General features: G+C 70.6%; 11 protein-coding genes. 5 read left to right on the forward strand and 6 right to left on the reverse strand.

The window, feature by feature from the left end; translation table 11 throughout:
• Positions 1–103: 103 nt before the first annotated feature.
• Positions 104–1,210, reverse strand: coding sequence for a ferritin-like domain-containing protein (locus tag OHT21_RS14350; protein ID WP_328768673.1), 1,107 nt, complete (start codon positions 1,208–1,210; stop codon positions 104–106).
• A gap of 143 nt (positions 1,211–1,353) precedes the next feature.
• On the opposite strand from OHT21_RS14350, the gene OHT21_RS14355 reads away from it, so the two are divergent.
• The 4 genes from OHT21_RS14355 (at position 1,354) to OHT21_RS14370 (ending at position 5,667) form a co-directional block, all read left to right on the forward strand.
• A complete protein-coding gene (locus tag OHT21_RS14355; protein ID WP_328768674.1) occupies positions 1,354–2,292 on the forward strand; it encodes an AurF N-oxygenase family protein in 939 nt (312 codons plus the stop codon).
• A gap of 977 nt (positions 2,293–3,269) precedes the next feature.
• The gene (locus OHT21_RS14360; protein ID WP_328768675.1) at positions 3,270–3,995 is read left to right on the forward strand and encodes a TetR/AcrR family transcriptional regulator; all 726 of its coding nucleotides are present in this window, start codon (positions 3,270–3,272) and stop codon (positions 3,993–3,995) included.
• A complete protein-coding gene (locus OHT21_RS14365; RefSeq protein WP_328768676.1) occupies positions 3,992–4,354 on the forward strand; it encodes a hypothetical protein in 363 nt (120 codons plus the stop codon). The genes OHT21_RS14360 and OHT21_RS14365 overlap by 4 nt, the downstream gene beginning before the upstream one ends.
• 101 nt (positions 4,355–4,455) lie before the next feature.
• Positions 4,456–5,667, forward strand: coding sequence for a C40 family peptidase (locus OHT21_RS14370; protein ID WP_328768677.1), 1,212 nt, complete (start codon positions 4,456–4,458; stop codon positions 5,665–5,667).
• Here the strand turns inward: OHT21_RS14370 and OHT21_RS14375 are convergent.
• Genes OHT21_RS14375 through OHT21_RS14395 form a run of 5 tightly spaced genes read right to left on the reverse strand, consistent with a single transcriptional unit; the run spans position 5,613 to position 12,112 of the window.
• Entirely contained in the window at positions 5,613–6,893 is a 1,281-nt protein-coding gene (locus OHT21_RS14375; RefSeq protein WP_328768678.1) for a styrene monooxygenase/indole monooxygenase family protein, read from the reverse strand. The two genes, OHT21_RS14370 and OHT21_RS14375, sit on opposite strands and share 55 nt — an antisense overlap.
• 24 nt (positions 6,894–6,917) lie before the next feature.
• Complete coding sequence (locus OHT21_RS14380; protein ID WP_328768679.1) at positions 6,918–7,556, reverse strand: GTP-binding protein; 639 nt, start codon at positions 7,554–7,556, stop codon at positions 6,918–6,920.
• A complete protein-coding gene (locus OHT21_RS14385) occupies positions 7,537–7,950 on the reverse strand; it encodes a DUF742 domain-containing protein (protein ID WP_328768680.1) in 414 nt (137 codons plus the stop codon). Before OHT21_RS14385 ends, OHT21_RS14380 begins: the two co-directional genes overlap by 20 nt.
• Positions 7,947–8,453, reverse strand: coding sequence for a roadblock/LC7 domain-containing protein (locus OHT21_RS14390; RefSeq protein WP_328768681.1), 507 nt, complete (start codon positions 8,451–8,453; stop codon positions 7,947–7,949). The genes OHT21_RS14385 and OHT21_RS14390 overlap by 4 nt, the downstream gene beginning before the upstream one ends.
• Positions 8,450–12,112 (reverse strand): sensor histidine kinase, encoded by a 3,663-nt coding sequence (locus OHT21_RS14395; RefSeq protein ID WP_328768682.1) that lies wholly within the window; start codon positions 12,110–12,112, stop codon positions 8,450–8,452. The genes OHT21_RS14390 and OHT21_RS14395 overlap by 4 nt, the downstream gene beginning before the upstream one ends.
• A 356-nt stretch (positions 12,113–12,468) precedes the next feature.
• Here OHT21_RS14395 and OHT21_RS14400 point away from each other — a divergent pair, with 356 nt between their 5' ends.
• Entirely contained in the window at positions 12,469–13,254 is a 786-nt protein-coding gene (locus OHT21_RS14400; protein WP_328768683.1) for a protein phosphatase 2C domain-containing protein, read from the forward strand.
• The last annotated feature ends 28 nt before the right edge of the window (positions 13,255–13,282 follow it).

The raw sequence follows: 13,282 nt of genomic DNA on the forward strand, positions 1-13,282 counted from the left end.
CGCTCCCATGTGACGGAGTCTGCCGGGCACAGTCAGCGTACTCGGGGGAATATGCCGATTCGCCCGACGCTCGAGTGATCAGCCCGCGCGGCGTTGACCCGCCTCAGCCGTCCGCCCCCGCCTCGATCGCCCCCTCCACCTCCGCCACCCGCTCCCGCTCCTCCGTCGCGAAGCGTTCCGCGTCCAGTTTTTCTGCGATCTCCTCGTCCTGCGCCATCAGCAGATCCAGATTCGAGTTGCCCATCTCGAAGACGCCCATGTCGACGTAGGCCTGTTGCAGGCGTTTGCCCCACAGACCGATGTCCTTGACGCAGGGGACGATGCGGCTGAAGAGCAACTGGCGGAAGAGGGCGAGGAATTCGGACTGTTCGCTGTACTCCTCGGCTTCCGCCTTGGGGATGCCGAAGTTCTCCAGGACCTCGACGCCGCGCAGCCGGTCGCGCATCAGGTAGCAGCCCTCGATGACGAACTCCTCGCGTTCGCGCAGTTCGGCGTCGGAGAGCTGCTTGTAGTAGTCGCGCAGCGCCATGCGGCCGAAGGCCACATGACGGGCCTCGTCCTGCATGACGTACGCGAGGATCTGCCGCGGCAGCGGCTTGTCGGTCGTGTCCCTGATCATGCCGAAGGCGGCAAGAGCGAGGCCCTCGATCAGGACCTGCATTCCGAGGTACGGCATGTCCCAGCGCGAGTCGCGCAGAGTGTCGCCGAGCAGGGACTGGAGGTTGTCGTTGACCGGGTAGACCAGCCCGATCTTCTCGTGCAGGAAACGTCCGTAGATCTCCGCGTGCCGGGCCTCGTCCATCGTCTGGGTCGCGGAGTAGAACTTGGCGTCCAGGTCGGGCACGGACTCGACGATCCGCGCCGCGCACACCATCGCGCCCTGCTCGCCGTGCAGAAACTGGCTGAACTGCCAGGAGGCGTAGTGCTTGCGCAACTCGCCCTTGTCCCGCTCCGTCATCTTCGCCCAGTGCCGCGTGCCGTAGAGGGTGAGTGACTCGTCGGGGATACCGAGCGGGTCGTACGGGTCCACCTCCAGGTCCCACTCGATACGTCGCTGTCCGTCCCACTGCTTGTCCTTGCCCTTCTGATACAGGGCGAGCAGCCGTTCGCGTCCGTCGTCGTACTCCCAGCTGAACCGTGCCGCACCGCTCGCGGGCACCTGCCAGAGGGGGTCTCCCGGGTCCTGGGCATAGAGGTCATACGTCGGCATGGTGCGCAGGCTCCCGCGTGCTAGACGAAGTGTCAACAAGTCTCACGCAAGGGATTGACGCGCTTGCTGACAGGCGGTCTCATAAGCGTTGACCACCGGTAACTCCCGTTGCCTGTCCGGATCTTCGAAGAGGTGGCTCGGCCATGACGACCGTGACGGAAGCCGACGCGCTCGAAGGGGTGCGCGATGCCCTCGGCCTGCTCAGGGACCGGGAACAGGTGGCCGCACGACTGCTCGACGCGTCCGCGAAGCACTCCTTCGACCCCGACGAGGAGCTGGACTGGGACGCGCCCTTCGAGGACGGCAAGTGGTTCTGGCCGCCTGAGCTGGTGTCTTTGTACGACACGCCTCTGTGGCGGCGGATGTCCGAGGAGCAGCGCTTCCTGCTCTCCCGGCATGAGGCGGCGGCGCTGGCCTCGTTGGGGATCTGGTTCGAGATCATCCTGATGCAGTTGCTCGTACGGCATATCTATGACAAGGCGGCGACCAGCGCGCATGTGCGCTATGCGCTGACCGAGATCGAGGACGAGTGCCGTCACTCGAAGATGTTCGCCCGCCTCATCAGCCGGGGCGGCACCCCTTACTACCCGGTGAGCCGCGTCCACCAGAACCTCGGGCGCCTCTTCAAGACGATCTCCACCACCCCCGGTTCCTTTACGGCGACGCTGCTCGGCGAGGAGGTCCTCGACTGGATGCAGCGCCTGACGTTCCCGGACGAACGCGTCCAGCCCCTGATCCGCGGCGTCACCCGCATCCACGTCGTCGAGGAGTCCCGTCACGTGCGCTACGCCCGTGAGGAGCTCCGGCGCCAGATGGTGACCGCGCCGCGCTGGTCGCGGGAGTTCACGCGTGTCTCCTCCGGGGAGTTCGCGCGCGTCTTCTCTGTCGCGTTCGTCAATCCCGACGTCTATACGAACGTCGGGCTCGATCGTCGCGAGGCGTTGACTCAGGTGCGGGCCAGTGCGCATCGGCGGGAGGTCATGCAGACGGGGGCTCGGCGGTTGACGGACTTTCTCGATGACATCGGGGTGTTGCGAGGTGCCGGGCGGCGCTTGTGGAGGTCGTCCGGGTTGCTGCCGTGACGCGGCGCGGGCCAGGCGTTTCCTTTCCCCAGCCCTGCCCCTTCCCGGCTGTAACAATGTGCGGCTCCGCCGCGTGGGGAGGCTGCGCCCCCAGGCCCCGGCGCCTTCGGCGGGTTTGTGGGGTGGGTGGGGCCCTCCCGCGGGTGGGTGGGGCCCTCCCGCGGGTGGGTGGGGTGCCTACCGCGGGTGGGTGGGGTGCCTACCGGGTGGGTGGGGTGCCTACCGGGTGGGTGGGTTCGGTTCGTTGGCGACTGCGGGTGCGTCGTGGCTTCGCGCTGTTCCCCAGTCCCGCCCCTTCCCGGCTGTAACAATTTGCGGCTCCGCCGCGTGGGGGGCTGCGCCCCAGGCCCCCGCCAGGGGGTGGTTGGTGACACTTCGTGTCGCGGCTGCGGGTGCGTTGGGGCTGGTCGCGCAGTTCCCCGCGCCCCTGAAAAGCCTGCGACTGCCGGCATCCCGACGAGCAAGCGACCCGAAATAGTTCGCACCCCGGAAGGCGCCCGCGCCCGAGCAGCCCGTGCGCGGAAGGCGCCCGCACCCGGGCAGCCCGTGCCCGGAAGGCGCCTGCGTCCCGAGCATGCCCGCGGTCCGGAAAGGCCGCCGGGGGGGGAGCCCGCGCCCCCATGGCCCCGCAGCCGCCCACGGCGGCAAGGGGACGGGGCGGGGGTGTGCGCCCGCAGCGGCCGGCGCGCCAACACCGGCACCCCCTACCAGCCAACAGCAACGCGCGCCGGTCCGAGGACGGACACCCCCGACGCGGCCCCGCACCCACCACCCACCCAAGCGGCGCGAGGCTGTGACATATGCGGCTCCCCCGCGTGGCCGCGACCAGCCACGACGAACCGTCAGCCGCCCAACCGCCGGAGGCACCCCGCGTGGGCGCGACCAGCCACAACGGCGCCGTCAGCCGACAACGAACCCAACCGCCCAACCGCCGGAGGCAACCCGCAGCCGACAACGAACCCAGTACCCTGACCGATATGACCACCGCCCGCACATACCGGCGGCTCACCGTCGAGCAGCGGCGCGGCCAGCTGCTGGACGCGGCCTTGGAGCTGTTCGCCCGGCAGGTCCCGGAGGACGTGTCGCTCGACGATGTGGCGGAGGCCGCGGGGGTGTCGCGGCCCCTCGTGTACCGGTACTTCCCGGGCGGCAAACCGCAGCTGTACGAGGCCGCCCTACGCTCCGCCGCCGAAGAGCTCGAGCACTGCTTCGCCGAGCCCCCGGAGGGCCCGCTGACGAAGAGACTGGCGAGCGCGCTCGACCGCTACCTCGCCTTCGTGGACGAGCACGACGCGGGATTCAGCGCCCTCCTCCAGGGCGGAAGCGTCATCGAGACGTCAAGGACCACCGCCATCGTGGACGGAGTCCGCCGCGCCGCCGCCGAGCACATCCTCAGTCACCTGGACGTGAAGGAGCCGGGGCCACGGCTCCGGATGACCGTGCGGATGTGGATCACCGCCGTCGAGGCCGCCTCCCTCATCTGGCTGGACGAGGAGAAGGAACCGCCGCTGGACGAGTTGCGCGACTGGCTGGTCGAGCAGTTCGTGGCCACGCTCGTGGCGACCGCGGGACGCGACCCACAGACCGCCGGCGTCGTACGGGCCGCGCTCGCGCTGGAGAGCACCGAGGGACCGCTCGGCGAGCTGGTCCGCCGGGTGCTCCCCGTGATCGGCGACGCCCCGTTTGTGAGACTGGACCCGTGAAGAGCGAAGACACTCCCTTCGTGGGCGGGCCTCTCGACGGCCGCGTACTGCCGGTGCTGCTCGGCATGACCGGGCACCCGCCGAAGGTGTACCGGGTCCCGGTCCCGGACGCGGCGGGCGGCCCACCGACCGTTCTCGTCTACCGACGCGTGCCGGCAGCGGCGCAAGGCAGAAAGCTCGCCCTCCACCCGGGGTGGAAGTACGAGTTCGACCCCGAGGGCAACAAGGGCGACAAGGGCAGCAAGCTCAAGTGGCCGTGGTCCAAGCCGGAGACCAGGCCGGACACCGCAACGGACGCCACACCGCACACCAAGCCACGCGCCACGCCGAGCGCAAAGCCCGACACCGCCGACGAGTGACCCCCTTGAGCCGAACCGACCACTGCCCGCGCGAGCGCGCCGCAGCCGTCTGATGCTCGCGGTACGGGGTGGAGGGGCCACCTCGTACCGGAGGTGAAGACGTGTCAGGAAGGCTTCTGCGTCTGGTCTGTACGGTGACGATCGCAACCAGTGCAGCACTCTCGCCGGCACTCACACCCGCACCCGTACCCGCGGCCGCAGCGGAACCCGCCGAACCCGCCGAGCCCGCCGAGCCCGGCGAACGCCCCATCGCCCAGCTGCTGACAGACCTTCAGCGCCTCTACCGCCAAGCCGAGCAGGCCACCGAGACCTACAACGCCACTGAAGAGAAGCTCAACAACCAACGCGCCGAAGTCGAGAAGCTGAACCGGCGGCTCGCCAGAGCCCGGCTCTCCCTGCACGACAGCCGCAGCGCCGCCGCCCGGCTCGCCCGGCAGCAGTACCAGAGCAGCACCGAGATCTCCCCGTACGTGCGCCTGCTCCTCGCCCGCGACCCGCAGCACGCCCTCGACCAGGCACATGTGATCCGGCAGCTCTCCAAGCGGCGGGCCGCGACGGTGCACCGGCTGACCGGAAGCGAGAAGAGGACGGACAGACTCGCCCGCGCCGCCCGCAAGGCCCTCGACGGCCAACTCGCCCTCGCCCAACGGCAGAAGAAGGACCGCGACACCGTACGGCAGCGCCTCGAGGACGTCGAGGAACTGCTCGCCTCCCTCAGCGCGGAGCAGCTCGCCGAACTGGCCGAGCTGGAGAAGGACTCGGAGGCCGAGGCGCAGGAGGAGCTCGTAGCCTCCGGCGCGCTCGGCAGCAGCGCGGCTCGTCCGCCCTCGCGGCAGGGCGAGGCGGCGCTGCGGTACGCCGTGGAGCAGATCGGCAAGCCGTACGAGTGGGGCGCCGAGGGGCCGGACACGTACGACTGCTCGGGGCTGACGTCCGAGGCCTGGGGGTACGCGGGCCAGCTCATCCCCCGTACCAGCCAGGAGCAGTGGGACCAACTGCCCCGGATTCCGCTGAGCGAGCTGCGTCCCGGGGACCTCGTCGTCTACTTCCCCGAGGCCACCCACGTCGCCCTTTATCTGGGCGACGGCAAGGTCATCCACGCACCCCGACCCGGCGCGAAGGTCAAGGTCTCACCACTCGCGGCCAACCCCATCCTCGGCGCGGTCCGCCCCGACCCGTCCGGGGAGCCCCTGCGGCAGTACACGCCACCGAAGCTCCCCCCGGGCGCGACGGACGGATCGGACGAGGGATACGAGGGCTACGAGGGCGAAGCCCCGTCAGTGGCTGGCGATCCCGCCACCGACGCCAGATAGGCCTCGGTCTTCTCCGGCTCATAGAAGAAGTTCTCGAAGTCCGCCGGGTCGTTGAAGCCGTTGGCGAAGCGGTCGGCGACCGGGGGGAGCTGGCCTGCCGCGCCGATGAGGTTCAGGACGTGCTCCGGCGGGGCGCCGAGCATCGCGTTGGTCCACTTGGTGACGTACTGGGCGGTGTCCCAGTAGCGCTCGAAGGTCCCCCGCATCCAGGCCTCATCGAACTCCCGCTCACCGTGCGAGAGGATCGAGTCCAGGTATGAAGCGGCGCATTTCGAGGCGGAGTTGGAGCCCTGGCCGGTGATCGGGTCGTTCGCCACGACCACGTCGGCGACGCCCAGGACCAGTCCGCCGCCGGGGAGGCGGCCGACGGGGTTGCGGACGGTGGGGGTGTAGCGGCCGGACAGCGTGCCGTTGGCGTCGGTCAGTTCGACCTTGGTGGCCCGCGCGTACTCCCACGGCACGAACTTCTCCATGAGTTCCAGGGTCAGGGAGAGGTGTTCGGCCGGGTCCTTGACGCCCTGGAAGACGTCGAGCGGGCCGCCGGGTATGCCCTCCCAGAAGAGGATGTCGGCGCGGCCGGACGTGGTGAGGCAGGGCATGACGAAGAGCTCGCCGACGCCGGGGACCAGGTTGCAGCGGACCGCTTCGTAGTCGGGGTGTTCGGGGCGCGGGCCCAGGCCGTGGACGTATGCGACGGCCAGGGCGCGCTGCGGCTCGCGGTACGGGGAGCGGGCGGCGTCCCGGCCGAACATCGAGACCAGCTCGCCCTTGCCCGCCGACACCAGCACCAGGTCGTACGTACGGGAGAAGTAGTCGAGGTCGGAGACCGCCGCGCCGTGGACGACGAGCTGGCCGCCGCGCTGTGCGAACGTCTCCATCCAGCCGGCCATCTTCACGCGCTGGTCGACGGACTGCGCGTAGCCGTCGAGCCTGCCCACCCAGTCGATCGCCCGCTGGGTGGGGCCCGGGTCGTGCGAGCCGGGGGCCGCGACCGAGACGCCGAGTCCTTCGATCTTCGGGGCCTGGGACTCCCAGAAGTTCAGCTGGAGATCGCGCTCGTGCTGCAGGGCCGTGTGGAACATGCACTGCGTGGACATGACGCGGCCGGCACGGATCTCGTCCGCCGTCCGGTTGGACATCAGGGTGACCTCGTACCCGTGCGACTGGAGTCCGAGGGCTAGCTGGAGTCCGGACTGACCGGCTCCGACGACGAGTATTTTCCGCATGCGGGTGCTGTCTCCTACCTGCAACTACTCGGGGCTGACGGCGAGCGCGTGGCCGACGAGGGCCAGCAGGGTCTCGATCACCGAGATCCGGCGGCGCGCGTCCATGATCATGACAGGTATGTGTGCGGGCACGGTGAGGGCCTCGCGCACGTCTTCGGGTTCGTACCGCTCGGTGCCGTCGAAGTGGTTGACGGCGACGACGTACGGCAGTCCGCAGCTCTCGAAGTAGTCGAGCGCGGGGAAGCAGTCCTTCAGACGGCGGGTATCGGCGAGGACGACCGCGCCGATCGCCCCGCGGACGAGGTCGTCCCACATGAACCAGAACCGCTGCTGGCCCGGTGTGCCGAAGAGGTAGAGCACCAGGTCGTCGTCGAGCGTGATGCGGCCGAAGTCCATGGCCACGGTCGTCGTCAGCTTCTCGGGCGTCGCGGTGAGGTCGTCGGTTTCCTCGCTCGCCTCGGTCATCAGCGCCTCGGTCTCGAGGGGCGTGATTTCGGAGACGGCGCCGACGAGCGTGGTCTTGCCGACGCCGAAGCCGCCCGCCACCACGATCTTCGTGGCGATCGGGGCGCGCGTCGGGTCCGTCTGCCAGGCCTGGAGGTTCTCGTCCGCGTCCGGGACGGCGATGTTGCCGGTGGCGACCTCAGAGACGGCGGAGTCCATTCAGCACCCTTTCGAGCAGTGCGCGGTCCGGCTGTCCGGGGCCGTGACCGGTTCCGTAGACGCGGAGCTTTCCCTGGTCCGCGAGATCGCTGATGAGTACGCGGACCACGCCGAGCGGCATCTTCAGCAGCGCGGCGATCTCGGCGACCGTGCGCATGCGGCGGCAGAGTTCGACGATGGCCCGCATCTCGGGCATGACACGGGTGTTGAGCGAGCCGTTCGTCAACTCCCGCCGTTCCTCGGGGGCTTCGAGAGCGGCGGTGCTCGCCACGAAGGTCTCGACGAGCAGTACGTGTCCGAAGCGCGTACGGCCGCCGGTGAGCGAGTACGGGCGTACGCGGGCCGGTTTTCTGTCGCCGCGACGTATCGGAAGCTTGGGCGCCTGGCTGCTCACTGGGTGCTCCCTATCGACGCGTCCTCTATCGACTGGCGCAGCTCGCTGCGGAGTTCGGGGGTCAGGACGTGCCCGGCGCGGCCCACGAAGAGCGCCATGTGGTACGCGACGACGCTCATGTCGCAGTCCGGGGCGCCGTGCACGCCGAGCAGCGAACCGTCGCTGATCGACATCACGAAGAGGCTGCCCTCTTCCATCGCGACCATCGTCTGCTTGACCCCGCCGGAGTCCATCAGCCGTGCGGCGCCGATGGTGAGGCTGCCGATGCCGGAGACGACGGTGGCCAGGTCGGCGGAGGAGCCCCTGGGGCCGGTGGGCCGGCCGGTGCCCGCCACCGCTACGGCCTCCGCGTTCCTCCCGGGGTCGGAGGAGAGCAGCAGCAACCCGTCGGAGGAGACCACCGCGACCGACAGGATGCCCGGCACCTCCTCGACGAGGTTTGTCAGCAGCCAGTGCAGATTACGGGCCTCATTGCTCAGTCCGAAGGTACTCGGCGCCTTCAACTGCTTGCCTCCTCGACGGTGTCCCCCTGGACGTTGTCCCCCTCGGTTTCCACGGCCTCTGGTGCGCGCTCCCGTACGGGTTCTGATGCGCGCTCGCGCTCCCCTGTGGGCGCCGCCTGCCCCGCGAGTTCCGCCTCGACGTCGCGGCGCCCCTCGATCGCCCCGCGGCGGAACCCGCCCAGCCTGCGGCGCAGCGCCTCGGCATCCACGGACGCCGCGCGCGGCCTGGCCGCCGGCCGGGGCGCGTTGACCTTGGGCGTCCGCTTGGGCAGCCCCTTGTCGGTGACCCGCTCGGGCTCGCCCTCGCCCGGCGCCGCTGCGACCTGCTGACCTGCGACCCGCTCGTCCGCGACCTGTTGGCCTGCGACCCGTTCGTCCGCGAATCGGTCGTGCGCGAAACGGTCGTCGTGGGCCCGCTCGTGGGAGTCGGGGCCGATGGCGTACGGGTCGGGGTTGCCGGCCTGCGCGGGGATGGCGATGAGCGCCATGGTGGTCTCGGGCGCGGAGGGGGCAGGGGGCCCGGGTCGCTTGGGAAACCCGGGGCGCTCGGCAGACTCCGGAGGTTCAGCGAGCTCTGGGACCTCGGCGGGCTCTGGGACCTCGGCGGGCTCCGCGGGCCGAGCGGACTGTGCGAGCTCGGCGGCCCGAGCGGACTCTGCGGGTTCCGCGGCCTCGGCGGGCTGAGCGGGCTGAGCGGGCTGAGCGGGCTGAGCGGGCTGAGCGGGCTGAGCCGATTCTGCCGGCGCGGCCTCGGCTTCCGGTGCGGAGAGTGCCGAATCCGCGGGCGCGGCCTCGGCTGGCTGGGCGGATTCCGCGGCCGCGGGCTCGGCTTCCGGTGCGGAAGGCGCGAAGGGCGCCGCTTCGTCGCGTACGACTTCCCCGGCGCCGGTGTCCGAATCGGCCGACGCGAAGAGCGCGGCCTCGTCCCGTACGACCCCCTCAGCGCCCCCGCCGGAATCAGCGGACGCGAAGGACGCCGCCTCGTCCCATACGACCTCCCCGCCGCCCGCGCCAGAATCAGCAGGCGCGAAGAGCGCGGCCTCGTCCCGTACGACCCCCTCAGCGCCCCCGCCGGAATCGGCAGGCGCGAAGGACGCCGCCTCGTCCCATACGACCTCCCCGCCGCCCGCGCCAGAATCAGCAGGCGCGAAGAGCGCGGCCTCGTCCCGTACGACCCCCTCAGCGCCCCCGCCGGAATCGGCAGGCGCGAAGGACGCGGCGTCGTCCCGTACGACGTCCCCGGCGCCCGCGCCGGAATCGGCGTCGGCGCCGGAATCGGTGTCCTCCCGTGCCGCCTCTTCCGCCGCCGCGATCAGCGGGTCCTGGTTGGAGGGGCCCGCTTGGCCCGAACGGCCGTGCAGGACATTGGAGTTGGCCTCGGAGTCGGCGCCGGGGAACGACAGTGACTTGGCGCTGCCGAGTGTCGGGTGGGTCGCCGACGGGACCGCTATGGCCGGGGCGGCGGCCAGTAGTGACTTGGGCAGGACCACGACCGCCGCGATGCCGCCCTGCTTCTGCTCGCGCAGCCGTACCCGTACGCCGTGCCGGTGTGCGAGCCGCGCGACCACGTACAGGCCGAGCCCGAGGCCCTCGCCGCTCTCCGGGTCGTAGGTGTCGTAGGCGTCTTCGGGGTCGAAGTCCGAGAGGCGGGTGTTGAGCTGGTCGAGGCGCTCGGTGGTCATGCCGATGCCCTCGTCGTGTACGGAGAGCATGACCTCGCCGCTTTCGAGGAGCCAGCCGGAGACCTCGACGGGGATGTCGGGCGGCGAGAACGACGTGGCGTTCTCCATGAGTTCGGCCATCAGGTGGCTGATGTCGTCCGCCGCGAACCCGGCGAGGTGCGCGTGGGGCGGCAGCGCGGCGATCCGTACGCGTTCGTAGCGCTCGATCTCGCTGACGGCGGCGCGGGCGACATCGACGAGCGGGACCGGCTCGGGGTGCTGGTGGCCGTGTTCGGCGCCCGCGAGGACCAGCAGGTTCTCGCTGTGGCGGCGCATGACGGTGGCAAGGTGGTCGAGGCGGAAGAGCGTGGCGAGCCGGTCGGGGTCCTGCTCGCGTTCCTCGAGCTGCTCGATGACGGAGAGCTGCCGCTCGACGAGGCCGAGGGTGCGCAGCGAGAGGTTGACGAAGGTGCCGTGGATGCTCTGCCGTACCTGCGCCAAGTGGGCGGCGGCTTCGGCGAGTTCGCGACGCAGCTTGTCGCGCTCGTCGGCCATGACCTGGCGCCCGCCGATGAGGTGCTTGCGGTCGCTCTCCAGGGTCTTCAGCCGCTCGTGGAGGGCGACGGCGTGCGCGTGCAGGGCGTTTACGGAGCGTACGACCTGGGCGAACTCGTCGTTGCGGCCGGTGAACTTCACCGGCTCCTGGGCCGCCGGGTCGGCGGCCAGCCGGGCCGAGCCGAGGCGGAGGACGGCGAGCGGGCGGGTCAGCGTACGGGCCATGGCCGTGGAGACGCCGACGGCGACCAGCATCAGGAAACCGAGGAGCGCGATACGGATCTCCAGCGCGGTGACGTCGTCGTCGCGCAACTGGGCAAGATCCTTGGCCCGTTGGCTGTTGAGGGAGGCCTCGATGCCGCGCATCTGCTCGACGCGGGCGGAGAGCGCGGCATCCAGTTTCTCGGCGTTGGTGCCGAGTTCGGACTCGGAGAGGGTCGCCCGGTCGACGAGAGTGGCGAGGTACCTCTCGGCGGAGGTGACGTCGGGGCCGGTCACCGTGGAGTAGTACGAGGCGCTGTCGGTGCTCGGCGCGCCGTCGTGGAAGTCGGCGAGTGCGACCTGCTCGCGGACGTTCGCCTGCTGGGCGGCGGCGGTGAGCGCGTTGCGCGTCCTCGTGTCGGCCGTGGACGAGGTGATCTTCCTGCTGGTCTCGCCGGTGGCCGGGTCGGTGACGGTCTCGGTCCTGGTGGGCACGTTCAGTGCGGCGAGGAGGAGGCCACGGGTGGCGGCGGCCTGCTGGACGGCGGTGTCGAGGTCGGCGAGCGCGTGCGCGCCGGAACCCGCGCGGGGCGGCAGCCGCTCGGCCAGGTCCTCGGCGAGGCCGTGGAGTTCGGCGATGGCGGCGGAGTACGCCTGATGCGCTTCGAGAGCGGTGCTCTTGCCGGTGAGCGCTGCTCTGCGTACGGAGGAGATCTCGTCGAGGTCCTTGCGCAGCTCGGCGGGCGCCTCCTCGGTGCTCAGCTCGTCGACCTGCCGGTCGACGCGGGCGCTGTGCCGCTCGGAGGGGCCTTCGCCGTCGGGGCGGCCGGCCGCGATGTAGGAGGTGACCTCGTCGCGTTCGTCGGCGAGCGCGTGGGCGAGGGTCAGGGCGTCCTTGGTGCGGTCGGCGAGGGTGACGAGGTTCTGGGAGTCGTTCAGGTCGCTGGAGGCGGTGATGATGGAGGGGGCACCGGCCGCGGCGATCGCGGCGGCCACCACGGCGACGGCGACGATCAGGCGGGTGCGTACGTGGGCGGGGCGGCCCTGTCCGGCGATTCCGGTGACTCTGGCAGTTCCTGCGGGGTCGGGGTAACCCGGCGTTCCTGCCGGGGAGTTCCGGGTGTGCTCCGGCGCCGCCGACGAGGCCGGTTCCGGGGAGCCCGGCGTGCGCCCGGGGGCCTCTCCCGAGGCCGACTGACTGCCTTTGCGCCGAGGCCGCATCTTCTGCACCGATGCTCGCATTCTTGACTCGTTTACCCGTGGGCCCTGGTGACGGTCCGTCAGCGAACGTGTCGTCACCGTTACGGCTTCCGACCCTCCCAGTGCCGGTGGGCAGTGGCCGCGCAACGCCTGACCCGCCACCCAAAGGAGTGAACATCGGTGAGGCAGGGGTGGGCAAGTTCTTCTGGCCTGTGCAGCGACCTTGCGTGGCGGGCCGGGTGGACTCCCGCGGCAGCCGGTGGCAAGATGCGCCGCCGCGCCCCGGCGGAGCCATTTATTCCGCCTCATTTCCGGCGGTGACCTGCCACTCCGCGCCAATTCGGCGACGATTGCCAGCCTTTGACGAAGCTTGTGAAGAGCTCGTGCAGACTGGCCGGATGCGCACGGAACTGATCTCGGCCCCCGGTGATCCTGCCCGCCCGAACGAGGACTACGCGGCGGCCGGGCTCCCCGCCTCCGGTCAGGGCGGTTCGCTTGTCGTGCTTGACGGAGTGACTCCGCCGGCGACCGAGGTGGGCTGCCGGCACTCGGTCCCGTGGTTCACGGCACGGCTCGGCGGAGCGCTGGGTGAACTGTCCGCTTCACGGCGAGATCTCACCCTCGCCGAGGTGCTGGCGCAGGCCATCTCACGCACCGCGGACGCCCATCGCGCCACTTGTGACCTTTCTCACCCACGAACCCCTCAGGCAACTGTGGTCCTCGCCCGCTGGTCCGCGCACGAGATCGAGTACCTGGTCCTCTCCGACTCCGCTCTCCTCGCCGAGTCGCCGTCCGGTGCGGTCACCCCCCTCCTCGACGACCGCCTCGCCCGCGTCCCCCGCGCCTCCCTGGCCACCCACGCGATCACCGACGCGACGATCCGCAACAAGGAGGGCGGCTTCTTCACCGCCGCCGCGGACCCGTCGGTGGCGACCCGCGCGGTAACCGGCACGCTCCCCCGCACCGAAGTCCGCACGCTCACCGCCCTGACGGACGGCGCCACCCGATGGGTGGACAAATTCCGGCAGGGCGACTGGGCGGACCTCGTCACGCTGGTGCGGAAGGAGGGCGCTCAGGCGCTCGTGGACCGGGTGCGGGCACTCGAACGGGCGGATACGGAGCGGGAGTTCCTGGGCCGGAGCAAGGTGCATGATGACGCGACGGTGGTGTACGTCGAGCTGTGATCCCCCTGCACGCTCCTGCGCTCCCCCG

This window comes from Streptomyces sp. NBC_00286, assembly GCF_036173125.1.
GTDB lineage: Bacteria > Actinomycetota > Actinomycetes > Streptomycetales > Streptomycetaceae > Streptomyces.